15 protein-coding genes are annotated in these 24,972 nt (G+C 60.6%); 7 read left to right on the top strand and 8 right to left on the bottom strand.

Going from position 1 to position 24,972, the window contains the following annotated elements:
• The first annotated feature begins 15 nt into the window (after window positions 1-15).
• Both GPK89_RS09840 and GPK89_RS09835 read left to right on the top strand, forming a co-directional pair.
• Window positions 16-249, top strand: coding sequence for a helix-turn-helix domain-containing protein (locus GPK89_RS09840; RefSeq protein ID WP_215692719.1), 234 nt, complete (start codon window positions 16-18; stop codon window positions 247-249).
• A 53-nt stretch (window positions 250-302) separates the two neighbouring features.
• Entirely contained in the window at window positions 303-1,739 is a 1,437-nt protein-coding gene (locus GPK89_RS09835; protein ID WP_215692717.1) for a tyrosine-type recombinase/integrase, read from the top strand.
• A gap of 138 nt (window positions 1,740-1,877) precedes the next feature.
• On the opposite strand, the gene GPK89_RS09830 is transcribed toward GPK89_RS09835, so the two are convergent.
• The 7 genes from GPK89_RS09830 to GPK89_RS09800 form a co-directional block, all read right to left on the bottom strand.
• Window positions 1,878-4,640 (bottom strand): glycoside hydrolase family 2 TIM barrel-domain containing protein, encoded by a 2,763-nt coding sequence (locus GPK89_RS09830; RefSeq protein ID WP_215692715.1) that lies wholly within the window; start codon window positions 4,638-4,640, stop codon window positions 1,878-1,880.
• A gap of 14 nt (window positions 4,641-4,654) precedes the next feature.
• Window positions 4,655-6,403, bottom strand: coding sequence for a beta-glucuronidase (gene uidA / locus GPK89_RS09825; protein WP_215692713.1), 1,749 nt, complete (start codon window positions 6,401-6,403; stop codon window positions 4,655-4,657).
• 93 nt (window positions 6,404-6,496) lie between these two features.
• Window positions 6,497-8,209, bottom strand: a complete 1,713-nt coding sequence (locus GPK89_RS09820; RefSeq protein ID WP_215692712.1) for a DUF2264 domain-containing protein — start codon at window positions 8,207-8,209, stop codon at window positions 6,497-6,499.
• Window positions 8,210-8,250: 41 nt separating this feature from the next.
• Window positions 8,251-9,414: a glycoside hydrolase family 88 protein gene (locus GPK89_RS09815; protein ID WP_215692711.1), complete on the bottom strand. Its 1,164-nt coding sequence runs from the start codon at window positions 9,412-9,414 to the stop codon at window positions 8,251-8,253.
• A gap of 212 nt (window positions 9,415-9,626) precedes the next feature.
• Window positions 9,627-10,490 (bottom strand): carbohydrate ABC transporter permease, encoded by an 864-nt coding sequence (locus GPK89_RS09810; protein WP_365946492.1) that lies wholly within the window; start codon window positions 10,488-10,490, stop codon window positions 9,627-9,629.
• A 17-nt stretch (window positions 10,491-10,507) separates the two neighbouring features.
• The gene (locus GPK89_RS09805; RefSeq protein WP_215692710.1) at window positions 10,508-11,425 is read right to left on the bottom strand and encodes a carbohydrate ABC transporter permease; all 918 of its coding nucleotides are present in this window, start codon (window positions 11,423-11,425) and stop codon (window positions 10,508-10,510) included.
• A gap of 138 nt (window positions 11,426-11,563) precedes the next feature.
• Window positions 11,564-12,901, bottom strand: coding sequence for an ABC transporter substrate-binding protein (locus GPK89_RS09800; protein WP_215692709.1), 1,338 nt, complete (start codon window positions 12,899-12,901; stop codon window positions 11,564-11,566).
• A gap of 355 nt (window positions 12,902-13,256) precedes the next feature.
• On the opposite strand from GPK89_RS09800, the gene GPK89_RS09795 reads away from it, so the two are divergent.
• The 4 genes from GPK89_RS09795 to GPK89_RS09780 all read left to right on the top strand — a co-directional run bounded on the left by GPK89_RS09795 (window position 13,257) and on the right by GPK89_RS09780 (window position 19,064).
• Window positions 13,257-15,092: a sensor histidine kinase gene (locus tag GPK89_RS09795; protein ID WP_215692708.1), complete on the top strand. Its 1,836-nt coding sequence runs from the start codon at window positions 13,257-13,259 to the stop codon at window positions 15,090-15,092.
• 91 nt (window positions 15,093-15,183) lie between these two features.
• Window positions 15,184-16,467 carry a response regulator gene (locus tag GPK89_RS09790; protein ID WP_215692707.1) on the top strand — a complete coding sequence of 428 codons (1,284 nt, stop codon included), beginning with the start codon at window positions 15,184-15,186 and terminating at the stop codon, window positions 16,465-16,467.
• Window positions 16,436-18,256: a heparinase II/III domain-containing protein gene (locus GPK89_RS09785; RefSeq protein ID WP_215692706.1), complete on the top strand. Its 1,821-nt coding sequence runs from the start codon at window positions 16,436-16,438 to the stop codon at window positions 18,254-18,256. The genes GPK89_RS09790 and GPK89_RS09785 overlap by 32 nt, the downstream gene beginning before the upstream one ends.
• Window positions 18,257-18,269: 13 nt before the next feature.
• The gene (locus tag GPK89_RS09780; protein WP_215692705.1) at window positions 18,270-19,064 is read left to right on the top strand and encodes a carbohydrate-binding protein; all 795 of its coding nucleotides are present in this window, start codon (window positions 18,270-18,272) and stop codon (window positions 19,062-19,064) included.
• 126 nt (window positions 19,065-19,190) lie between these two features.
• On the opposite strand, the gene GPK89_RS09775 is transcribed toward GPK89_RS09780, so the two are convergent.
• Window positions 19,191-24,329, bottom strand: coding sequence for an Ig-like domain-containing protein (locus GPK89_RS09775; RefSeq protein WP_215692703.1), 5,139 nt, complete (start codon window positions 24,327-24,329; stop codon window positions 19,191-19,193).
• Between the two features lie 327 nt (window positions 24,330-24,656).
• Between GPK89_RS09775 and GPK89_RS09770 the strand changes: the two genes are divergently transcribed.
• The gene (locus tag GPK89_RS09770) at window positions 24,657-24,809 is read left to right on the top strand and encodes a hypothetical protein (RefSeq protein ID WP_215692701.1); all 153 of its coding nucleotides are present in this window, start codon (window positions 24,657-24,659) and stop codon (window positions 24,807-24,809) included.
• The last annotated feature ends 163 nt before the right edge of the window (window positions 24,810-24,972 follow it).

The raw sequence follows: 24,972 nt of genomic DNA, 5'->3' as shown, positions 1-24,972 counted from the left end.
ACATAGGAGGAACCCATGAACACGGAATTTCAAAATTTACCCAATGTTGTCAGCCCCAAGGAAGTGCAAACTTACTTCGGCATTTCGCGCTCGACCACCTACCGCATATTTCACGACGCGAGTTTCCCGGCGTTCCACATTGGAAACCGACTGCTGGTACGGCGGGATGAACTTCTGGGCTGGCTGGAGCAGCAAAAGGTCAATAAAGCCCAAAACGAGAACCCGAAGATTGTCGGGTCTGATGAATAGCTTTGTGGTCGTACCTGTGGTAGTCTTTGTGTCACGAAAGGAGACGATGCACCGTGAAAGACACATCTAAAACATCCCTGCGCCGCGGGCATAACGAGGGCAACATCCGTCAGCGTACAGACGGGCGGTGGGAGGTTCGGCTATCCGCCGGAATCGACTACAAAACCGGTAAGCCCAGACGCACATCCACCTGCTGCAACACGCGGCAAGAGGCAATCGCAATCCTGCAGCAGCAAGCCCACGAAGTCCGCACACAGGGCTGGCGCGATCCTATGTCGGTGACTCTTGGCGAATGGTACGAATACTGGCTGGAGACTTACATGAAAGATACCGTCAAGCAGTCCACCTACGCCAGCTACCGCAGTTATCTCAACAAGCACTTTTGTGTACTGGGAAAAATCCTGCTCAAGAAGCTTGAACCTCATACCCTGCAGGAATTTTATAACTACAAATTCCGCGAAGAAGGGCTGTCGCCCAAGACGCTTCGCAACTACCACATGGCATTACACAAGTGCTTACAACAAGCTGTAAAAGAGCATCTACTGGTTTATAATCCCTGCGATGCCGTGACCCTGCCCAGCGGAGAGAAACCCGAAGTCGTAGTCTTTACCAACGACCAGCAGCGGGCGCTGGTGCAGGCCAGCTACCGCCACCGCTACGGCGTGTTTATCCGCTTAGACTTGTGTACCGGATTACGCATGGGGGAGTTGCTGGCACTAAAGTGGGAGGACATCGACTTTTCCACCGCGCAGCTTCATGTCAGGCGCACGATTAACCGCCTTGCCAAGTACGAAGCCCACGACGGCGAAAACAAAACTGAAATCGTATTCGGTACACCCAAAACGAAAAACTCTCGCCGCACGATTCCGCTGACCCGCACAATGGCAGACGAGCTTGCCCGCTGGAAACAACAGCAAGCGCAGGATAAGATTCGGGCAGGGGATAAGTACACCGACTATGGCTTCATCGTTACCAACGAATTCGGTCACTACTTTGAGCAGAAAACTTTCAAGGATTACTACGATCGCCTGTTGAAGGATGCCGACATCGGACACTTTACCTTCCACGCCCTGCGCCACACCTTCGCCACCCGTGCGCTGGAGCGCGGCATGGACTACAAAACGCTGTCGGCCATCCTCGGTCATTACTCCGTAGCATTCACAATGGACACCTATGTCCACAGCATGGACGAACATAAGCGGCACGAAATGGACAAGATGGATGACATGTTCGGGATGCAGTACAGTATCTCTGTGGAGAACCAGCCTTATCCGGTGCTTTGCACACTATCCCCGGACGGCTGCACTGCCCATGTGCCGGACTTCCCCAAAATCACCGCACAAGCGCCAACACTAGACGCCGCCCTGCTGGAGGTCAAACAGCAAATCCAAAAAGCCCTACACCAATATAAGAACCCACCCATTCCCACCAAACAAGACCAAATCGTAGTGCCAACCAACAGCGTGCTGGTACTCGTCAAAGCGAGCTGACTACACTGACCGCTCCTATTTTTACCTGCCAACTTCGCAAATTTTATCCACAAAAAGCGCCCGGACGGTTGAAAAATTCAGCCGTCCGGGCGCTTTTCAGAGCAGACCCTCAGATTTTCTATGAGCTTTGCTATTTTATTACAGCAGGATCCTCAGGCTGACGCTGTGCTGCTGTTCGCCGTTGACATGGTATGGTGCCTCCACATCGGTACCCCAGCTGTCAATGCCGCCGACGCCGCGCGCTGCGCCCAGCACGGTAACGCAGGTGCGCCCGGTTTCGGGCAGCTCACAGGGGTGCTGCGCAGCCTCGATCTGCTGCGCCGTGTTGGGCAGCGCGCTGAAGGCAAACGCCTCGCCGGTGGATTCCAACGTCAGGGTCTTGCCGTCAGCCAACTGCAGGTTTACCTGCTGGGTATCCATGTGCAAACCGCAATCCTGCGGCACCAGCGCCGGTTCAATGTGCGGGGGTTCCTCGTGGCAGCCGAACACCCCGCCCTTGCAGCGGTCGGGGTAGGTTTCGCCTGAAAGCCCCGTCCAACGGGTGCGCACAACGGGAGCAGCCGTTTCAAACTTGATGCCGAAGCAGGGCAGCTCCGGTGCGCCGGGTACGCCGTGGTAAACGGCATCCAGCCGCAGCGCACCCTGTGCTTCGACCGTGTAGATCATCTCGACCTGCGCGCCCGGTACGCCGGGCACACCAAAACGGTACTGCACCCGCACACACTGCGCGGATTTTTCCTGCACGGTAAAGCCCATTCTCTGCACAAAGACGTCGGCACCCATCCAGACGGCGGCGCGCTGCGGGAAACTGCAGCCGCGGTCGTTGTCGGTAGAGGCTCGCCAGAATGCCGGGCGCGGGGCGCGCCACAGCCACTCGGCGCCGTTTTTGCGCAGCGAAACGGGACCCTGCTCGGAAATGGAGAACAGCACTTCAAAGCCGCTGCCCTTTACGCCTATGTTGCCGTCGCCCTCGGTGACGGTCAGGGGCCGGGTTGGGCGCTTTTGCCATGCGGCGGCCAGTGCGGCGGCACTGCGCTCGGCTGCCAGCTTATTGTGCGCATCGTGCACAGCGCGGCGTTCTGGGGTGTCGTACCAGTAGCGGACCTCCTGCATGGCAGGCTTTTCGGTGCCGTCCGCATAGACGATGCCGTTGCCGCTGAAGTTGTAATCGGTCGTGCGCTCGTTAAAATCTCCGCCGTAGCCCAGTACGCGGCGGCCCATTGCATCGGTATGCCAGAGCGCCTGATCCATGTAGTCCCAGATGAAGCCGCCCTGATACTTTTCGTACCGGTCGATCAGCGCAATGTAGCTTTCCATCCCGCCGAGCGAGTTGCCCATGTCGTGCATATACTCGCAGAGGATAAACGGCTTCTTGGGGTCGGCGTCCAGATATTCCCTGATGGAGGCGGGGCTGGCGTACATCCGGCTTTCCATATCGCTGATGTCGTCAAACGCACGGCACTGGAACACGCCCTCGTAATGCACAAGGCGGCCGGGATCATTTTCCCGGAAAAACGCCGCCATCGCGCGGATATCCTCGCCGGCATAGCTCTCGTTGCCGCAGGACCAGATCAGCACTGCCGTGTGGTTTTTGTCGCGCTCAAACATGCTGCGCGCGCGATCGACCACGCAGTCCCGCCATTCGGGCAGGCTGCCGGGGACATTCCAGCTCGGCTCCACCACGCCCAGCTTCTGCCAGCTGCCGTGGCTTTCAAGGTTGGTCTCGTCTATCATATAGATGCCGTTTTTATCGCAGAGGTCATACCACCGGCTCTGGTTGGGGTAGTGGCAGGTACGCACAGCGTTGATGTTGTTGCGCTTAAAGACGGCCATCGCGGCGTGCATATCACTCTCGTCAATGGCGCGGCCCTTCTCGGGATTCCACTCATGGCGGTTGACACCGTTGAAGATGATGCGGCTGCCGTTTAAGCACATGATGCCGTCCTTCATCTCAAAGCGGCGGAAGCCGATGTCGTAGGGCAAGACCTCCTGCACGGCACCGTCGGCGTCATACAGGGTCAGCAAGGCATGGTACAGCACCGGTGTCTCATGGCTCCACGGGTGGATGGCGCTCAGCTCGATGGTGCTGCCGTCAATGTCCTCATCAAAGAGGGCGAACTCCTCGCCGTCGGTCAGGCGCAGGTGTACCCGCGCGCCGTCCGTCTCGCCGTCCAGCTTGACGATGGGGGTCAGAAGGCCGGTGGTGTTGCCCTCGGCCAGCTCCGCCTTGAGCCAGATATCACGGATATGCACCTTGGGCTTGGCGTAGAGATAGACCGAGCGGAACAGCCCCGAGAAGCGGAAAAAGTCCTGATCCTCCAGCCAGGAGGCGCTGCTGTGCTTGTACACCTCGACGCACAGGCGGTTGCCAGTCTGCCTGATATACGGTGTCAGGTCAAATTCCGAGGGGGTAAAGCTGTCCTCGGCGTAGCCGACGAAGTGGCCGTTGCACCAGACATACAGTGCCTGCTCGGCACCCTGAAAACTGACGCAGACGCGCTGCCCGCGCAGCCCCTCGTCCAAGTCAAACTCCCGCAGATAGCTGCCGACAGGAGTGTTGTCCCAGTCGATCTGCGGCGGGCGCAGATAGCTGCGGCCGTCCCACGGGTAGAGGGTGTTGGTGTACTGGATCTGCCCGTAGCCCTGCAGCTCGATATGCCCGGGCACGCAGATTGTGCCGAAAGCAGAGAGATCCGCGTCCTCGCGGTAGAAATCCGCCGGGCGGGCGGCGGGGCAGGCGCTGTAGGCAAAGCGCCAGCTGCCGTCCAGACTTTGGCGCAGCGAGCTGCCGCCCAGTCGTATCTCCGCCTCGCTGCGGTAGCAAACATGGTCTGAGTGTGCATCCAGCCGGTTCACGGCAAAGACGGTCGGGTCGGTCAGCCATTTCAGTTCGGGTGTCATAGTGTCATCCTCTTTTATCGGTCATTGGGCTGCTTTTTTGCCCAGCGGTCACGGAAATAGTGCGCCGCCAGCTTGGGGGTGCGCTCACGGGTGAACAGACCCTTGCGGTTGCAGCTGCCGACACGCATCGGGCCCTGCTGGGTCGAGAAGTCTGCAAAGTTCCACGGCCATTCGCCCACAACAAAGGCGTAGCTGTCCAGACATGCGTTGATGGCCTTGTAGTATTCGACCTGAAATTCCTCGGTGAACATCTCGGGGGCAACGCCGTGCAGGCCCGCGACCGTATCCGCGCCGTACTCGGACAGGATCAGCGGCTTGTCGATCCCCTTCCAGAAGTCCAGCTCCTGCCGGAACGCGTAGGACGCATTGTCGAGATCGCCGCTTAAATTATACCAGCCGTAGTAGCGGTTGATGCAGACGACATCCATCGTGCGGGTCGTGATGTCCTTGGTGTAGTCGTTCTGGCAGCAGACCATCGTGACGGGGCGGCCCTGCGGGTCCTGCGCGTGGGCCTGCTCATACAGCGGGCGCCAGTAATCGCGGGCACTCTCGGGGAAATGCTCGGTGTCCGGTTCGTTGCCAAGGCTCCACAGCACCACGCAGGGATGGTTTTTGTCGCGGTCGATCATGGCCTTCAGCACGGCGCTGTGGTAGTTTTTCAGCGGGAAGGTCTTGTACGGGTCGCACGCCGCACCCGCGCCGATGCCGACAGCCGGCGTCTCATCAATAACCACAATGCCCAGCCGGTCGCAGAGGTCGTAGACCTCCTCGGCGTAGGGGTAATGGCTCATCCGCAGGCAGTTGGCGTTGAGCCACTCATAAAGCTTGAGATCGGTCACGGTCACGCAGGCGTCATACCCGCGGCCGCGGAAGAAAGAATCCTCATGCTTGCAGGGGCCTTTGAAATAAAACGGCTCGCCGTTGATCAGGAACTGATGCCCGCGCACCTCGACACTGCGGAAGCCGAACGGCTGGCGGTATTCATCGGTGCCGAACCGCACCAGCGCTGTGTACAGGTAGGGCGTGCCGGGGCGGGGCTGCCACAGGCGGGCGTTTTTGACCTGCAGCGTACCCGCAGCACCGTCCGCATCGGCAACAGCGCGGCCGTTGGCGTCCAGCACGGTCAGCTGCACATTGCCCTCACCCACTGTGTCCACGGTGTAGTGCAGCTTGCCGTCAGCACCGGCCACCAGCGTGATGTCGCGGATATAAGCCGCCGGGGTCGTGTACAGGCGGACGGGGCGGGTGATGCCCGCATAGTTGAAGAAGTCGAAGTTCGGCAGGTTGACACCCTGCATCTGCTGGCGGGCCTTGCCGGCCTCGACTGCCGGGATACCGGCATTGTCGGAGCCGAAGAAGGCAGTGCCGCCCTCATTGCCGACCGGCAGCGTGCCGTGGCCGATCCGGTTATCGACCTCGACCTCAAGGGTCACGGTGTCGCCGGGCTTGGCCAGCGCCGTGATATCGGCCTCAAAGGGCAGGAAACCGCCGCGATGGGTGACGATCTCCTGACCGTTGAGCCGCACAACGGCATTGTGGGTCACGGCATCAAACCGCAGCACACGGCGCGCGCCCTCGGGCACGGTGAAGGTGGTGCGGTAGTAGGCCATGCCGTAGTGGCGGCGGAACTCAGGGTCGGGGCTCTGGTCGTTGTAGGACGCAGGCACCGCGATGGGCTGCCATGGCTCATTGGCATTGAAACGGAAATCCCACACGCCGGAAAGATCCCGGACGCTGCGGACAGCATTGGTTTGCGGATACATAGTAAAACCCTCTCTCTATGATACAAAAAGCAGCGATGATTCGCCTTTTGCAAAAGCTTTATGATGGTCCCTGCACGGCAGCGGCCCAAGCTTTTAGTTATGCCGGCTTTCCACCCGGGTGTTCAGCACTGCGGTGCCGATGGGTATCTCATACCGCACGGCGGGGATGACCGTGTTGGGGTCGTACAGATTCGTGTTGGGGGCGGCGTTGATCACGACCCCCTGCCCTGCTGCGCCTTTTACCACGCAGCGGCAGGCGGCGTTTTTCGCCTCGGCCTCACTGCCGGCCGCCGACTGTGCAAAGCCGGCGGCGAACTTCGGCACGGCAAAGCCGCAGTCGTAGGCCGTGCAGGCGATGTTGCTCTCGACCGTATGGGTGCGGGTGTGCCCCCACGCGGTGGGGACCAGCTCGGTCGTGACCTTGATGCCCGGGAAGGGCCGCCACTCGCTCAGCAGCCGATCCCCAAAAAGGACAAACTTGTCGCTGTGCCGCCGTACAAAGGTCCAGCCGTCTATGACAAAGGCCAGCATGCTGTCGGGCGCGGTCTGCTCCAGCTGCACATAGCTGCGGCTGGCCGAAAAACCGAACCGCGTGCTGTAGACGAACTTGCCGTACTTTTCGGTAAATTGGCCGTGGTCGCCCTTTTCATAATTTGCCGGGGAATAGGCGTTCAACTGGCCGTCCGGCAGGCGCTGCAGCAGCAGGTCGGCGCTTGGCTGGGGGATCACGCCGGGACGGGTCAGTTCCTCCGGCAGGGGGGCTGCCTCGCAGGCCCAGAACGGATGATCGTCGGGCAAAGCGAGCAGCAAAAAGACCTTGAGGCCCCAGTACGGGCTGCCGGGGGCGTTGTACTGCTCGGCCATGTACATCTGCGGGTAGCCGTAGCCGATCGTCAGCACACCGTCCCGGTCAAAGATGGGCCGGGCCAGCCACCACGCCAGATTGCGGACGATGATGCCCTTCATGACGGGCAGGGGCAGCGGCTCCAGCCCCGCCCAGATGCAGGCGGCGTAGAACGCGCTCTGCCCGATGCGGTAGCCGAGGCTGCGGCCAAAGGGCAGCGCCGCGCCGTCCGGGTCAAACCATTGGGCGAACTGCCGGCCGAACTGCACGGCGCGCTCACGGTAGAGCGCTGCGCGGGCGGGGTCGCGCCGGGCGGCAAACACGCTGTACAGCACCGTGTAATACTGTATGGCCCAAGGGTTATAGTAGTCCTTCTGCGGCTTGACTTCGGCCGGCCCGTCGGAGTACCAGCCGTCCCCGACATACCACTTGTCCACCTCGGCCATGTCGGCGGCGGCCTGCTGCATACTGCAGGGCATACCCACGGAATCCAGCGCCAGATTGACCAGCACCCGGAAGAGCAGCCAGTTGCAGCCGGGCAGGTCGTGATGATTGATCGTGTCGAGCCACTTGCCCAGCTTTGCCTTTTCGGTGTCCGTCAGCGGGTTCCAGACACTCTCGGGTGTCTCCAGTATAGCGCAGGCCAGCGCCGCCATCTCGACAAAAAGCTGGTCGTAATCGTTGGGGTCGCCCCAGTATTCGGGGCTGTCTGGGTCGGTGCCGTTGACAAGCCCCCTCTGGTAGATCGGCAGGAACGCATCGGCCCTGCCGCCGCCCGCCCAGAGCGGTGCCAGCGCCCACAGCGGGCGGGAGAAAGCCTCCATCCCGATGGTGCGCTGCGGGTAGGTGGCGCCGGTATCGCCCAGATGCAGCAGCGCCCCGCCCGGGGAATAGAGCGGCAGAAGGGGGCTGAGAAACCGCATTGCAAGGGCGGTGAAGTCTTGTTTTGTCTGTAAGTTCATAGGATCACCTCTTGTAGAGGCCGGCACACCCGGCCCCTATGTCACCAGTAAAGGGTCCAATCCTTCGTCAGCCGGGTCAGACCTTCCATGTAGAAGTAATCGCCCCAGCTCACGCACTCGTCCACGCCCTCCGGCGTGCAGGTGTTGTAGGGGCTCTTTTTGCTGTAGGTGCCGTGGCGCACAAGGCCGATGCCCTGCGGCCCCTGCCTGACGGCATAATGCTCGGCCACGCTGCCCAGCATCTGGGCCGCCAGCAGCGTGTACTCCGCAGCCTGATCGGGGTTGGCGTACTTGGCCGCCTCCAGCAGGCCGCAGGCCACGATGGATGCCGAGGAGGAGTCCCGCGGCTCGGTGTCGCCCTCGGTAAAGGTCATATCCCAGTAAGGGATCAGATCCTCGGGCAGGCGGTCAAGGTAATAGGACAGCACCCGGCGGAAGGCCTCCAGATACTCCGGGCGCTTGGTATAGCGGTAGCTGATGGCCGTGCCGTATACGCCCCACGCCTGCCCGCGCGCCCAGCAGCTGTCATCCTTGTAGCCCTGACAGGTCGCGCCGCGCACCGGCGCGCCGGTCACGGGGTCCATAAAGAAGGTGTGGTAGGTCGAGCCGTCCGGCCGGATGGAGTTGGCCAGACAGGTCGTGACATGGCGGTGCGCCAGCTCGGCATAATGGGCATCGCCCGTGGTCTCGCTGGCCCAGTAGAGCAGCGGCACATTGAGCAGGCAGTCAATGATATAGCGGTAGTTGTCTTTAGCGCCCAGCGGACCCCATGCCTGAAAGAAGCTGCCCTTCTCCTGAAAGCGGGTGCAGAGCTGGTCAGCGGCCAGAATGGCGGCGCGGCGGCCCTTTTCGCTGCCGGTCAGCTTGTAGGCTGCCACGCAGGACGGGCTGTACAGAAAGCCCATATCGTGGTGGTCTACCTCGATCTTGTTTTCAATCCGGTACAGAAAGCTGTCCACCAGCGTCAGCGCGGTATTTTTGAACGCCGCATCACCGGTGCGCTCATAGCTGAGCCAGACCTCGCCCGGCCAGAAGCCGCAGGTCCACTGGTTGTTCTCGCATTGGGGATAGATGTCATGAACACTGGAATGGTTCTGGCAATGGTCTGTATACAGCGGCAGATTCTGCCGCACAAGAGCCACGGCGGTATCCAGCGCCTGTTCGGCCTGAGACTTCGTCAGGATTTTATTGGGGAATGTTTTCATGGGAAACCTCTTTTTTCTTAGAGAATAGATAAAAGATAATAGATAATAAATAAGGTGGAGTTTTCGCCTTGGGCGAAAACAAAATGCGGGGCTCGCGGTTTTGTTTTTTTGCGTGGAGCGCAGCGGAACGCGCCACCATAATTTTTATCTTTTATCTTAAAAAAAGGGGCGCAGGGCTTTCCGCCTTGCGCCCCGTACAAATGGGTAGTGTATCAGCCCTTCAGGCCGCTGGATGCAACGCCCTGCACGAAATATTTCTGCAGGGAGAGGAACACGATCAGCACCGGGATCAGCGCAATGACCGAGGCCGCCATGATCAGGCCGTACTCTGCGGAATACTGGCTGATGAACATGCGCAGGCCGATTTGGATGGTTTTCAGCTCCGTCTTGGTCAGGTAGATCAGGGGGCCGAGGAAGTCGTTCCATGTGTTCACAAAGGTGAAGATGACCAGCGTGGACACAGCCGGCAGCGACAGCGGCAGCATGATGCGGGCGTAGATGCCGTACTCCGACAGGCCGTCGATACGCGCGGCCTCGCACAGCTCGGTGGGGACGCCCTCATAGAACTGCTTCATCATAAAGACGCCGAACGCGCTGAACGCCTGCAAACAGATGATGGCAAGGTGGGTGTTGTTCAGATGCCAGGAACGCATCATCATGAACTGGGGCACCATGTAGGCCTGCCAGGGCACCGCGATGGTTGCGATATAGCCGAGGAACAGCACATTCTTGCCCTTGAAGTTCAGCTTGGCGAACGCATAGGCGGCAAACGAGGAGGTCAGCACCTGCAAAATCGTGACCACAATGGTCAGGAAGGCGGTGTTTTTGATAAAGGTCAGCAGGGGGATCTTGGTCCAAATATCCACATAGTTCTGCGGGCGCGGGTTGGAGGGAATCCACTCAATGGGGAAGGTGAAAACATCCTTATTCAGCTTAAAGGATGCAGACAGCATCCACAGGAACGGGATGAGCATCAGTGCCGCCACAATGATAAGCAGCGCGTAGATCAGCACGCGGCTGACGATATGCTGCGCCTTCATCGAGCCGGTCTTTTCTTTTACAGCGGTAGTAGCCATGGTGTATCCTCCTTTCCTTAGTCGTTGTTGGACGAGCCCTTGAACTGAATGATGGTGACAAACAGCACCAGTACAAACAGCACCATCGAGACGGCGCTTGCATAGCCGTACTTGGGTGTGTTGACAAAGGCAACATTATAAATGTAGTAGACAAGGGTCATCGTGGCATTGCCCGGGCCGCCCTGAGTGATCATATACATCTGGTCATACACCTTGAAGGAGGCGATGGTCAGCATGATGATGACAAAGAAGGTCGTGGGCTTGAGCTGCGGCAGCGTGACATTCCAGAAGATCTGCCACTTGTTGGCGCCGTCCAGCTCAGCAGCCTCCTCCAGCTCGGGGTTCGTGCCCTGCAGACCGGCAAGGTAGATGACCATGTAGTAGCCCATGTTCTTCCATACGCTGAAGAGGATGACCGTCAGCATAGCGGTGTCCTTGCCGGCGGCCCACTTGGGCAGGTTCTCCACGCCGAGGCCCGCAAGGATCTGGTTGACCGGGCCCATCGAGGGGCTGAAGATCATGTTCCAGACGGCCGCGACCGCGACCAGCGAGGCAACATACGGGAAGAACGAGACCGTGCGGAAGAAGTTGCGGCACTTGACCTTCTGGTTCAGCAGCATGGCCAGACCAAGGCTGCAGACCAGCGTCAGCGGCACGGTGCCGACGGCGTAGACCAGCGTATTGACGAACGCCGCCTTGAAGGTCTTATCACTGAGCAGCGCGACAAAGTTGCTGATGCCGGTGAACTCTACCGGATGAACACCATCCCAGTTGCAGAAGGAAAGCGCGATGGCGAAGATCATGGGCACCAGCGTAAAGACGCAGAAGCCGATGAAGTTCGGTGCGATGAAGCTGTAGGCGATCAGGCTGTCCCGCGTGGATTTTTTCATGCCGCGCTTTGGGTTCACCTGTACAGCCTGTGTGGTTTCGGCCATGGATCATACCTCCTCGGGGGTTAGCTGCATAAGAGAAGGGGCAGGCGCGCCCGCCCGCCCCTTTACGAAGAAGAAGGAAAACTTATGAAAAAGTTGGAAGATTGCAAATGTTTCTTGCAGGGGCCGTGATCACTCAAATCAGCCCAGCAGTGCCTGAACCTGCTCGTTCATGTTGGCGATGCCCTCGTCGATGGTCTCGCTCTCGGTCATGATGGCGTCATGCTCGGTGTTCAGGATGGTCTCGATCTCGGAGGCCTTGTCGGACAGCGGCATCTCAAGGTAGATGGCGGTGGTGTTCAGTGCCTCGAGGGAGTTCTCGTCAGAGGGGAAGCCCTCGGTGGAGGAGATGATCTTGTTGGTCTCGTCGCTGGCAACGGCGGGGAAGGTGCCGACTGCGGCAACGGCCTTGGCGCCTTCCTCAGAAGCGCACCAGTTCACGAAGTCAAGCGCAGCCTCTTTCTTCTCGGAGTTGGCGTTGACGGCCAGGCTGGTCACAGTGCCCAGCGTGGAGCCGGCAGGTGCGCCGTCCGGATGAGGATACTTGACGATGCCGAAGTTGACGGGCTGGACACCGTTGGCGGAAGCCTCGGCGTTGTACTTCTGCAGGGTAGCGATGAACCAGGAGCCCATGTTGCACATAGCGGCCTGACCGTTCTCAAACGCGCCGGAGTAGTGCAGGTTGGCGGTCTTCTGCTCGCCGTAGTTGGGGATGACGCCGTCAGTCTGCTCGGCCATGACCTGCTCGTAGTAGGGCTTCAGGAAGTCGTAGTTGCCGTCAATGACGGTGTTCTTGCCGTCCAGAATGCCGAACAGCGTCGTGGTGGAGCGCCAGGTGTGGTAGATGTTGCCGTAGATGCCGGTCTTTTCGTAGACCTCGCGGATCTTGGCGTCAAAGTCGGCCATCGTCATATCGTTGGTGGGGTACTCGATGCCGGCCTGATCGAAGATGTCCTTGTTGTAGTAGACGACCCAGAAGTCAGAGCGGAACGGAACAGCGTAGTAGTTGCCGTCCTCGGCGGTCAGCTGATCGAGAACGCCGTTGAACTTGCTCTCATCGGTGGTCAGCTTGCCGCTCAGCGGCTCCAGCATACCGAGGTTGATCAGGTTGGAGTAGCCGGGGATGTCCTTGATGGAGAGGACATCCAGCTCGCCGTTGCCGCCGGCCAGCTGGGTGGCCAGCTGGGTCATGTAATCGGTGGAGCCAAGGTCGGTCATCTCGATGGTGACGCCGGGGTGGCTGGCCATGTAGCCGTCTGCCAGCGCTGCCCAGTAGGCGGTGGAGTCCTTGTCCCACAGCGCCCAGTTCAGGGTGACGCTGTCGCCGGAGGCCGTGCTCTCTGCGGTGGCCTCGGTGGAAGATGCCGTGCTTGCAGGGGTGGAGTCCGTGGTGGAAGCGGAGCTGCCGCCGCAGGCTGCCAGGCTCAGGGCCATGGTGCCGGCCAGCCCAAGGGCTGCGAATCTTTGCATTTTACGCATACTAATTTCTCCTCCTAAAAAGAAATCGTTACTTGCGGGAAGGCTTTCTGCAGAGGGCCTGTCCCTTTCGTTGTCATTATCATACACCCGCTGCCCGCCGAAAGCGATGGTATATTTTTGGTTACTTTTGCAATATTTACGGCAGTTCCGCAAAGGAGACCGCCAAAACATGTAATATTTCAAGAAACCTGCAATATTCATCTTTCTTACAGTTATAGACAAGCAAATACGCGCTATTTTGTCATATTTGTACAGTTTTATTCTTGACAGCAGCCTGTCTGATAGGGTATATATGTATATACAGGACCATTCAAAAAGCTGCTTCTCACCTTATTATACTATACAAGGAGCCTTTATGGGCAAATTCAACCTGCATCGGGGCAGCCTGCAGCTGCGGGTGCTGACGCTGACCCTCCTGTTCACGCTGGGCGTGTCGATCGTCATCACAGTCAGCAACATGCACCAGCTCAACGCTGAGTGGGAGCGTACCACCCTGCTGAATGCCGAGTATGCCCTGCAGACTGCAGCCGCCGCCATCTACCGCGACCTTGACGAGGTGGACGATCTGGCAAGCTGGTGCGCCTACAATCCGTCAATGCGCACCTACCTGCTGACCGATTCCGCCGGCAACAATCAGGCGCTTTCGATGTACCCGATGATCTCAGCCAAATACAACTCCATGCGCACGCTGCCGTATATCCAGCGGTTCATGCTCATCAACGCCGCCGGGCGGCCGATGATGTTCGGCACGGCTGCCACCAATGTCGTGGCGCTGACCCCGGAGCTGCTGCAGACGATCCCCGGCTACAACGAGGCCAGCTACGGCTGGGCGTATATCACCCGCGACCCGTTGGCGCTGACCACTCAGGCGGCGCAGACGATCCCGATCTGCCGCGCCCTGACCCTGCCCGGCACCGACCGCACAGCGCATGTCTGCATCTTTGTTTCCCCTTCCGTCATCACGGCGCCGCTGCGCGGCTTTACCCTGTCAGAGGGCGGGAAGCTGCTGTGGGAGATGGGCGAGCATATCTACACCGTGCAGAACAACACCCTGACCGAGCTTGACACCGACCGTACTTATTATAAGGACACCCGCCCCTTTGACGCCGAGACCCTCGACAGCCTGACCGAGGTATACGAGCGCGGCAGCGGCGTCAACACCCAGCTTATCGTGCGGTATCCCATCGGGGTGCATGATCTCTACCTGATCGAGGTCCTGCCCAACGGACCGCTGCAGCGGCAGATTCCCTATCTGTCGGCCTCACTCATATTCAGTCTGGCGGCCATTCTGGCGCTGGGCAGTGCGCTGGCATTTCTTCTGCACAGGATGATCGCCCGCCCGATCACGGCGCTGCAAAGCCGGATCGAGGCGGTCGGCAGCGGCGATTTTTCCGCTGACCCGGCCATTGAGTGGGACAACGAGCTGGGCGACATCGGCCGCGGCATCAATAAAATGTCGGGCAACATCACCGCCCTGATGGACCGCCGCCTTGAGGACGAAAAGCAAAAGCAGGACCTTGAATACCGGATGCTGCAAAACCAGATCAACCCGCATTTCATCTACAATACCCTCAACAGCATCAAGTGGATGGCTACCATCCAGCATGCGCCCGGCATTGCCGAGATGGTCACGGCGCTCTCCCGCCTGCTGAAAAGCGTTTCCAAGGGCAATGAGCGGCTTGTGCCGCTGTATGAGGAGTTTGCCCTGCTCAACGACTATTTCACGATCCAGCAGTACCGCTACGGCGGCACGATCACCCTTGATGTCAGCTATATCGAGGACGAAAACCTTACCCACAGCTGCCTGATCCCCCGCTTTACGCTGCAGCCGCTGGTCGAGAACGCCATCTTCCACGGCATTGAGCCGAAGGGCAGCGCCGGTGAGGTGACCCTGCGGGTCGAGCGGGACGCTGCAAACGGCGATGTGCTGATCCTCCTGAGCGATGACGGTGTGGGCATGACCCCTGCGCAGGCCGCCAAAGCCCTGCAGGAGCCCGGCCCCGAGGAGGCCGCCGCCAAATACCGCCATGTGGGCATCTGGAATGTTCACCGCCGGCTGCAATACAGCTTCGGCGATGCCTACGGCCTGCGCATCGAGAGTGAACCGGGCGTAGGCACGACCGTAACGGTGCGGCTGCCGGACGCCAAAAAGGCCTCCCCCGCAGGGGAAGCCGTCCGCAAAGCAGACTGATGCAGCCCGGCTTTGCCGCGTCTGCCCGCCCATGGGTTTATACCCCTGCCTCTCCCCAACAGGAAGGCATCCCCCAAAATGAGGTGTTACCGTGACAAAAATTTTCTTGGTCGATGATGAGCCGCTGGTCCTCATCGGTATGCAGGGCATGCTGAATTGGGCCGAGCTTGGCTACACCGTGGTCGGCACCGCCCGCAACGGGGCCGAGGCCCTCAAGGCCATCGGAGAGACCTACCCCGACATCGTTGTTTCCGACATCCGTATGCCGGTCATGGATGGTTTTACGCTGGCGGAGAGCTGCCACAAGGACGGCTCTGCCCTGCCGGTATTCATCATGCTGACCAGCTATGAGGAATTTGACTATGTAAAGCGCAGCATGCGGCTGGGCGTGGTGGACTACCTTGTCAAGATCGACCTGACTGCCGAGAGCCTGACCGCCGCGCTGGACAAGGCCCGCGCCGCTGTGGAGAAGGAGCGGCGGCTGCAGGCCCCCGCTGCCCCCGCCGTGAGCATGGACAGCTACCGCGACCGGCTGTTTTTGCAGCTGTACGGCGGTCTGCTGACCGACCGCGCCGCCTTTGACCGCCAGTGTGCCGAGCTGGGGCTGGACTTCCACGCCCCGCAGTATGTCGTGGCGCTGGGCAGCATCCGCACCCCGGAGCTTTCGACCGAGCAGCTGCTCACCCTGAGCACCGGCGTCACCCGCATGGCGGCTGAAACGCTGCCCAAATACCGTCCCTGCCGCGTGATCGGCATGGATCTGCAGCATTTTTCGGCGCTGCTGCCCCTGCAGGAGGGCGAGGACCCCGAGACCGCGCTGACCCCCGCCCTGCAGGCCACCGGGCAGATCCTTTACAACTATTTCAGCTCCCAGATCTACTGGGCCGTGGGCCGCGCGGTGCCGGACATTCTGCAGATCTCCCAAAGCCGGCAGGATGCACTGGCCGCCCAGCAGCTGCTGCGCAGCGAGTCTCCCCTTGCCTTTTACCATGAGAAGCCCAACACCCCGCTGGATCACCGCGCACAGGTCGTGGCGCAGGTGCAGCAGTACATCCGGGCACATCTGGCCGAAAAGCTGACCCTCAACGATGTAGCTGCGGTGTTCAACTTCAGCCCCAACTACCTGAGCCAGCTTTTTGCACAAAACAGTGAGCGCGGCTTTGTGGAGTATGTCACCACCGCCCGCATCGCCGCCGCCAAGGAGCTGATGGCCGCCACCGACCTGAAGATCTATGAGGTCAGCAGCCGGGTAGGCTTTGACAGCGCCTTCTATTTCAGCAAGGTGTTCAAAAAGCTGGAGGGAGCCAGCCCCCGCGAATATATCCAGAGAATGAAGGGATCGTATGTTGATGCAAAGGATGACGCCGCGCTTTGACGCGATGCGCCCCACGCTTTACCCGCCTTACCGCGACCGCGCGGCGTGGCAGGCCCTGCCGGGCGCTGCGCGCTGGCAGGCGGCGGGACAGGCCGCCCTGCGCGATGCCGCCGCAGTGCCGCAGCTGCCGCTCTCGCTGTGGCTGCAATTTACCCAAAACGGAGACCGCGCCCGATGGGAACACGCCTATTTTGCCCGCCGCCGCACCCTCTGTGCGCTGGCAATGGCCGAGGCCGTGACCGGGGACGGCAGCTATCTGCCCGCTATCGCCGATGCCGCATGGGCGATCTGCGAGGAAAGCGCGTGGCAGCTGCCCGCCCACAACAGCTATATCCGCGACACGCCCCAGCTGCCGCTGCCCGATGTAACGCGGCCGATCGTGGACCTGTTTGCCGCCGAGACCGGCGCACTGCTGGCCACTGTGTACGGCCTGCTGGGTGCCGCCCTTGACGAATACGCGCCCGGGCTGGCGGCACGGCTGCAGCATGAGGTCGAGCGCCGCATCCTGACGCCCTACCGTACCGAGCATTTCTGGTGGATGGGCCGCGATGACGAGCCGATGTGCAACTGGACACCGTGGTGTACCCAGAATGTCCTGCTGGCCGCCGCGCAGTGCGCCCCGGTTGAGGCGCTGCCCGCCTATGTCGGGCAGGCCGCCTACAGCCTTGACTGCTTTTTGAAGGATTACGGCCCGGACGGCTGCTGCAGCGAGGGCGCACAGTACTACCGCCACGCCGCGCTGACGATGTTCAACGCGCTGGACCTCTTGTGCAAAATCGCCCCCGGCGTCTTTGACGACATCTGGGCTGAGCCGAAGATCAAAAACATGGCCGAGTACATTGTCAACATGCACATTGCCGGGCCGTACTACCTGAATTTTGCTGACTGCAGCCCGCTGGCCGGGGCCCGCGGCGTGCGGGAGTACCTGTTCGGCAAGCGGGTCGGCAGCCTGCCGCTGATGACGCTGGCCGCCCACGACTGGGCTGAAACGCTGCGCACCCCTGACCCCGACCGACTGCACCACCCCGATGACAGCGAGGGCATCAACCTGTTTTACCATCTTCAGACCGCACTGGCCGAGCAGGAGGTGACTGCCTTTGCCCTGCGCGCATCCCCTGCCGCGCCGGGGGATGTCTGGTATCCGAGCGTCGGTATTCTCGTCTGCCGCCGCGGCGCTTATGCACTGGGCGCCAAGGCGGGCAGCAACGCCGACAGCCACAACCACAACGATGTGGGCAGCGTGACGCTGTATAAAAACGGGGCACCGCTCCTGATTGATGTGGGTGTGGAGACCTACAGCAAAAAGACCTTCAGCCCGCAGCGGTATGAGATCTGGACGATGCAGTCCGGCTGGCACAACCTGCCGGAATTTGACCCCGACGGTGCGGCGTATCAGCAGCAGCCCGGTGCGGCCTTTGCCGCTGCCGGGGTCGCCGTGGCCGACACATTGGACAGCATCGCAATGGACCTTGCCCCTGCCTACGGCGCCGTGCCGGGGTTGGGGTACTACCGCCGCGCCGTGCGCCTGACTGCCGATGGGCTGACCCTGTGCGATGAGACCGACTACCCCGGCGAGGTCGCCTTGACGCTGATGAGCGTTGAAAAGCCCGCCGCAGACGGCAGCACCGTGCAGTTCGGCACCTTAGCGGCCGCCCGTGCGGATGGGGCTGTGCGCATCGTGACCGAGGCGGTAGCCGTCACCGATGCCCGGCTGCGTCAGGCCTGGCCGGACACCCTCTACCGCACCCGCCTGTATTTCACCGGGCAGCTTGCCCTTACCGTTTTCTGAAAGGATGATACCCATGGAGCTTTTGAAGTTAAAGATCCTTGACGCCGAGGGCCAGACCCTCATGACCGCGCCCGGTGCGGAGCAGGTCAGCCTTGTGTACATGAACGCCTACAAGCCGGGGGACCGCGTGGCACTGGAGATCGGCACACCCGGGCAGTATATCGTGATCCAGTTTGAGGACACGATGGCCCCGGCGCTCGTCTATGTCGTCAAGCGGGAGATCAACTTCCACATTCCGTTCGGCGAGCAGGCCATCACCTACAGCCCCAAAAGCTTTTCCGGGTGCTGCCACATCATCCGCGCCCGCTTTGCCACCGAGGCGGAGATCAAGGCGCGGCGCAACCTTGCGTTCAACCCCTATGACGAACACGGTGATACCGGCTTCTTCCCCCATGCGTCCGCCAATGTGGAGACCCGCGGCGAGGCCGTGTTTGCCGCCCGCAACGCCGTGGACGGCGTGTATGAGAATGACGCCCACGGCACCTGGCCGTACCAGAGCTGGGGCATTAACCGCGACCCCAATGCCGCGCTGACGCTGGATTTCGGCCGCGCCGTGATCGTGGACGAGCTGCGCCTGACGCTGCGCGCGGATTTCCCGCACGACAGCTACTGGACGCAGGCGACCGTGGCGTTTGATGACGGCAGCCGCGAGGTTTTGCAGCTGACCAAGACCGCCGCCCCGCAGACCTTTGCGATCACCCCGCGCACCGCAAAAAGCCTGAAGCTGTTTGAGCTGAAAAAGGCCGAGGACCCGTCCCCGTTCCCCGCGCTGACCCAGCTTGAGGCATGGGGCACCGAGGCACCGTAACCCCCGCCAAGCCGCAAAAAGCCGCACACACCTCGCAGTGTGTGCGGCTTTTTGTCATAGCAGCAACAAATCCCCGCCCGTTTCCGGGCGGGGACTGTGCAAACACGATCTTATATCGTCAGAGGCTCAGCGCGTTTCGTGCTTTTTCTTTTTCAGCAGGGCCAGCAGGCCGACCGCTGCCAGACTGACCAGTGCAATGCCTGCGACCGGGAGCAGCGGGAAGCTGTCCGAGGTCTGGGGAATCAGCCCGCTCTTGGCAGGCACCGCAGCCTTGTTATCGGCTGCGCCTGCAGGCTTGGCGGTACCGCTTGCAGCAGCGGCGGTGCCGCCCGCATTGCCTGCTGCGGTATTGCTGCTGTTGCCGGCATTCGTGTTGCTGCCGGTGTTGCTACCGGTGCTGCCGCCGGGGGTCGTGCCGGTGCTGCCGGTGCCCGGCGTCACCACCGGTCCGGAGGCAGGCTTGGCCTTCCAGCCGATGGCAAAGGGAGAGAAGGAGCCTACATGCACCTTGAGCTTGCCGTTCGCAGCGTCCAGCTCCGGGTCTTTCAGCAGCTCAACCTCACCGGCATGGTCGCGGGTGCAGAGCATGTGCGCCACTTCAATATCGAACTGGCTGAAATTCTCTGCGGTCACACCATCGGGCAGGTCGAACCAGACATCCATGCCCCCTGCAGGGAAGCTGTTTTCCTCGGCTTCGATCAGGCTACCGTCACCGAAATCCAGCATCAGCTTCACATCGTAGATGCTCACCTTGCAGCCGCTGATCTCATCGGAGAGCTGCTTTACCAGCTCTTTCTCAATTTTTTCGGTTGTAGTAAACGCTGTATTTTGCAGTGCCTCCGGCACGCTGGTCAGGCCCTTCGTCACAACGACCTTCGTCTCGGCGGGCTGACGCTGCACGCCCAGCCAGCTGATGACAGGTGCCTGGCTGCCGGTGGCGGTCACCGTGTAGTAAACGGTTTTTTGACCGTCCAACTTGAACACAGCCTTGTTGAGGATATCCCCGCTGCTGCCGTTCAGGTTCAGGGTCGCGGTCTCGCTCAGGGCGTTGCCCTCGGCATCGGTGACCACGGCGGTCATCGGGCGGTTCTGGCCCCACCATTCATGGTGGGCGCTCGTCAGGATGTAGCTGCCTGCAGGCAGGGTCAGGGCGTAGGTCAGGGTCTCGCCCGCTTTATTTTCGCGGCCGTAGATGCCGGTCGCGGTCTTGTCAGCGGTGGAGCTGTAGCCCTTGGTACCGGCATCCGTATCGACAAGACCCCAGTCATTATCGGCGGTCTTGCGCTGGTCAAAGGCTTCATTCAGCAGCTTGCTGCCCAGAGCCTTTTTGTACAGCGTATAGCTCTCGGTCGTGCCGCCGCTGACGGCTGCCGGATCACCGGCCACACTGTCGATGAATACCACGGTATCGCCGGGGATAACTTCGCCGATCTTGACACTGACAGTCAGCTTCTCGCCCAGCGGGTTGACGGCCCCTTTGACGGTGCCCTGGATCTCGGCCGCACCGTAGGCATTGGCATTCAGTGCGTTCATATCCACATTCCAATCCACAGGCAGGGTCGCGGTGGTGCCGTCCGTCTTTTTGACCTCGACCGCGGCGGGCAGGCTGCCGATGCCGCTGCCGGTGACATAGCTTTCCAGCGCAGGCAGCTTGGTCAGCACCTCGGTAACTGCACCCTCGGCGGCAGGCAGGCGGTTGCCGATGGTGTTCAGCGCGTCCACCTTGAGCGTGCCGGATTTCAGCACAACCTTGACAGTGTGCTTGCCGGCGGCAAGGTCGGACAGAATGTACGCCTCACCGCGGGTGTGGGCGGCCTTGGTGGCGGCGTTTTCAACCTTCATCACGCCGTCCACATAGACATCGATCACAGCGGAGCCGTTGTTGCTGCCCATGATGGCAAAGCCGCTGCCGTCCACCGCAAAGGTGAACGCCGCACCGGCGGTGCTGGCCTCAGACATCGTGCGGTACCAGTTGTCAGCGCTGCCGCCGCCCGGGTTGTTGATGGCCCATGCACCCTCATAGACAACGCCATCGTCCTGACCATCGATCATGGCAGTGGCGTAGGGAATGCCGCCCTTGACGGTCCTGATTTCCAGATTGTCCGCATAGACCTGCGTCCAGTTGGAGCTGATCTTCACACGGCCGGAGAGCATCGGATTTGCATCGGTGTAGCTGGTGACAAGCGTGCCGTTGATATAGGCATAGACGGTGTCGCCCAAGCCGATGAGCTTTACATTGTACTTGCCAGCATCATCCTTGGCAACACTGCCGCTGGCCACAGCGGAGCCGATGCGGAACAGCTTCCAGCTGCCCGCGCCGTTGAGCTCCAGCGTGTAGCCGCTGTTGTTCCAGTTCATGCCGGTCTGCGCACGGATGGTCAGCCGCTCATACCGGTTGGCATCGGCGTTGGGCAGCTCCATATCCACCGAAGCGCTGTAGTCCATCCAGCGCCAGTCCCCCACGATGGTAGCCGGGTCACCGCCGTTCCACTGGGTCACGCCGGCGGCGTTCTCCTGCTTTAAGCGGCCGTTCTCCACGATCCATGCGCCGTGGGTGTCCAGCATGTAGCGGGGCTCATTGCCGCGGTCCACGATGTAGTTGAGTTCCTCCTCCTTATAGTCGAAGTTATCGGCGTAGAGGTAGTCATCGGCCGTATCAGCCTTCTTGCCGGTCGCATCGGTGTCCAGCACCGCGCGGGTCGCAGTCTGGATGTAATCGCCGCTGCCGTCCTCAGTGGGGAAGCGCTCCGGCTCAGTATCCAGCGTAGTGGCGGTCACAACACTGTAGGCCGGTACGGTCACATAGGCGATGCCGCCCTCGATCTTGGCGTCCTCGCCCTTCTGCATATAGCTGTCGGTCGCGGTCGTCCAGATGTGCAGGGCCTCGGCCTTCAGCGCCATGTCGGACAGCTTGACGGCAAAGGTCTTTTCGTTGCGGGTGTTGTTGACGAACACCGTGGAGAAGTTCTGCTTGTCGGGTGCTGCCAGCGTCATATAGCTGGCGTTTCCGTCAATGCCTGCGGTGGCATGCTCGTTCGAGCTGGCACCGAAGGACGCAAAGGTAGCGCCCGGCAGCACGCGCCAGATACCGGCGGTGTTGCTTGCATTCTCCCAGCCGGTCTTGGCAAACTTGGTGATATGGCCCAGCATGTAAAGCACAGGGTCATAGTGGATATAGCCGCTCCACGGGTCGCGGGCGGAGAGCAGCTCCTTATGGCCGTACTGGATGCCCTCGTAGAAGGCGCCGATGGCCGGCTGGAACATGTACATCGTCCGGCGGGAGCCGACAAAGGCGTTGGGGAAGCTGTCCAGCAGCGCCAGCGGGCTTTGGTAGCCGCCGATGGTGCCTGCACCGTACTCGGCGGTCTTGTTCTCCTGCAGCTCGGAATAACCGAAGGTCGCACAGCCCTCGCTGTACCAGACCTCCTTGTCATCCACATCGGCCATCTTGATATAGTCATCGGTGGCGTTGGTGCGGTAGTGGAAGCCGATGGCATCCACCGCGTCATACAGGTCCTTGTCACCGCGCATCATGGGTACGATCTTCAGGCCCTTGTTCTCATCCGAGGCCACGATCTTGATGCTGCGGTAGGCCTGCTTGGCCTCCTCGGTAAAATATTCCGGGAAATCCGTCTCGTTGGCAATGGCGTTGGCGAAATATTTGATGATCCCGCTGTCAGGATTGCCGGTCTCGTTCGTGTCGGGGTTGATGTAATCCACGACATAGCCGTACTTCTCGTAGGCGTCAAAGATCGTTTCCTTGTACCATTTGTAGTTGGCGGCATACCAGTCTGTGCCTTTGTAGGCGTTGACCCAGTTCGGGCAGCCCCAGCGCAGGATCGACACCTTGACATTCGGGTTGATCGTCTTGGCATCGGCGGCCATGACAAAGCCGGGCGAGCGGGAGGCATCTGCCTCCTCGTCCTCGTACCGCATGGTGCAGGCCTCGGCACCGGTAGAGTTGTTGCCGTCGTTGCCCATCTCCATCTTGATGTTGCTGAACAGCGGGTAGTCACCGCCGAACAGATAGCGCATCATGGCCCAGTAGGCGTCAGGGCTTTCGGCCTTGTAGTCAAGCAGCAGGTTGCTGGTGGAGTTGCCGTTCAGCATGCCGAGCCCCTTATAGGTCCAGCCGTTGACATTCTGGGCGGCCTGCTCGACCTCCGCACCGGTGACGGTGACAACGCCGTCCACCGCGACAACCGCATCGGCCGCCGCCTTGCGGGCGGCAGTCTCGACCTTGGCGGCCTCGGCGTCCGCCGCACCGGTCACGACCAGCTCGTCATACAGGCCGGTGCGCATAAAGCCGGTGCCGAAGGTGGCGCCCACGGCGCCCACGATGCCGGACTTCTCGCTGAGCTTGAAGCCGATGCCGGTGGCAGGCAGGACCTCCTCGCCGTTCAGATAGACGGCCACCGTGCCCTCGGTGTCATTCTCGGCATAGACAAGGGCCAGGGCGTTCCATTCTCCGGCGGTCATCGCCTTGGAGAGCTTGTGCTCCGTACCGTTGTTGACCTTCAGCACAGCTGTGCCGTCCGTCTTGCAGGGCACAATGCGGAAGTTTGCACCGGCATCGCTGCCGACAAGCAGCGCCGAGGTGTTGTCATGCGCAGCATCGAATTTGACATTCGCATACAGAGTGAAGCGGCTGCGCTTGAAGAAGGCGTCCCCCTCCTGCAGGGCACCGCCGCCGTCCACAGCGGAGTTGCTGCCGCTGATCCATTCAGCGGTTACCTTGACCTGCTTGCCGGTGGACAGCGACTCCACCAGAGAAGCGCCGCTGCGCACCGCAACAAGGTCTTGATCCTCCAGCACCTTGCCGAAGTTCTCATTCTCGGAGTCCTGCACCGCAGCGCTCATCACCTCGGCAGCTTGTGCAGCGGTCTCCTCGGCCGCAGGCTCTTCCGCCGGGGCGGGGGTCTGCTCAGCCGCCGGTTCCTCAGCCGGGGCGGGGGTCTGCTTAGCCGCCGGTTCCTCAGTCGGGGCAGGGGTCTGCTCGGCCGCCGGTTCCTCGGTCGGGGCAGGGGTCTGCTCGGCCGCCGGTTCCTCAGTCGGGGCAGGGGTCTGCTCGGCCGCCGGTTCCTCAGTCGGGGCAGGGGTTTCCGTCTCGTTGGCGGACGGTGCAGGGGCCTGCTCCTGCTGCGCGATTGCTGCAGCCGGCTGTGCTTCCTCGGCAAAGACCTGTGTGGGGACCATACCGGCCAGCATACCGACGCACATTGCCGCTGCAACCAGCTGTTGGCATCTGCGCTTTGCTTTTCTCATGGTTTTTCATCCTCTCTTTAAAAATCGGGCTTTTCATGGCAGTGGGTTTCTCTTATCATAGCGCAGTTGCGCGCTTTCTCCCATGTCCGATTTTATGAGGAACCTGCAAATTTTTCCGTTTATGAAAAGCGCACACATTTTGCGCAAGACATACAATTATTGCTGTTTTTGTGTAAGAATTTCTATTGCCTTTCCCGCCTGAACCTGCGATAGTATAAGGTTACAACAAACGCCCTGAGATGGACAGTTTGTTCGGGATATCCTGTACTCTGCACCTTATCCCCGGACGGCTGCACCGCCCATGTTCCTGACTTTCCAAAAATTGAAGTGCAGACCCCTACATTGGATGCTGCCCTGCTCGAAGTCAAGCAGCAAATCGAAAAAGCCCTGCGCCAATACAAGAACCCGCCCATTCCCACCAAACAGGAACAGATTGTCGTGCCAAACAACAGCGTGTTGGTACTCGTCAAGGCAAGCTGACTACACTGGCCGCTCGTATTTTTACCTGCCAACTCCGCAAAATTTATCCACAAAAAGCGCCCGGACGGTTGAAAAATTCAGCCGTCCGGGCGCAGTCATTTTGCCGTTTTGGGGTCATTTTGGGGTCAAAGTTATCAGATCGTTACCACTTTTGTCATAAAGT

The organism is Gemmiger formicilis, from assembly GCF_018784445.1.
In the GTDB taxonomy this organism is placed as follows: Bacteria; Bacillota; Clostridia; order Oscillospirales; family Ruminococcaceae; genus Gemmiger.
This window is presented reverse-complemented; position numbering and strand designations above follow the sequence as displayed.

What these genes read in the sequence shown, in the direction of transcription:
- GPK89_RS09780 (WP_215692705.1), top strand. Translation starts at nt 18,270, where the DNA reads ATGGAGCTTTTGAAGTTAAAGATCCTTGACGCCGAGGGCCAGACCCTC.
- GPK89_RS09815 (WP_215692711.1), bottom strand. Translation starts at nt 9,414, where the DNA reads ATGAAAACATTCCCCAATAAAATCCTGACGAAGTCTCAGGCCGAACAG.
- GPK89_RS09830 (WP_215692715.1), bottom strand. Translation starts at nt 4,640, where the DNA reads ATGACACCCGAACTGAAATGGCTGACCGACCCGACCGTCTTTGCCGTG.
- GPK89_RS09810 (WP_365946492.1), bottom strand. Translation starts at nt 10,490, where the DNA reads ATGGCTACTACCGCTGTAAAAGAAAAGACCGGCTCGATGAAGGCGCAG.
- GPK89_RS09805 (WP_215692710.1), bottom strand. Translation starts at nt 11,425, where the DNA reads ATGGCCGAAACCACACAGGCTGTACAGGTGAACCCAAAGCGCGGCATG.
- uidA (WP_215692713.1), bottom strand. Translation starts at nt 6,403, where the DNA reads ATGTATCCGCAAACCAATGCTGTCCGCAGCGTCCGGGATCTTTCCGGC.
- GPK89_RS09775 (WP_215692703.1), bottom strand. Translation starts at nt 24,329, where the DNA reads ATGAGAAAAGCAAAGCGCAGATGCCAACAGCTGGTTGCAGCGGCAATG.
- GPK89_RS09820 (WP_215692712.1), bottom strand. Translation starts at nt 8,209, where the DNA reads ATGAACTTACAGACAAAACAAGACTTCACCGCCCTTGCAATGCGGTTT.
- GPK89_RS09785 (WP_215692706.1), top strand. Translation starts at nt 16,436, where the DNA reads ATGTTGATGCAAAGGATGACGCCGCGCTTTGACGCGATGCGCCCCACG.
- GPK89_RS09840 (WP_215692719.1), top strand. Translation starts at nt 16, where the DNA reads ATGAACACGGAATTTCAAAATTTACCCAATGTTGTCAGCCCCAAGGAA.
- GPK89_RS09800 (WP_215692709.1), bottom strand. Translation starts at nt 12,901, where the DNA reads ATGCGTAAAATGCAAAGATTCGCAGCCCTTGGGCTGGCCGGCACCATG.
- GPK89_RS09795 (WP_215692708.1), top strand. Translation starts at nt 13,257, where the DNA reads ATGGGCAAATTCAACCTGCATCGGGGCAGCCTGCAGCTGCGGGTGCTG.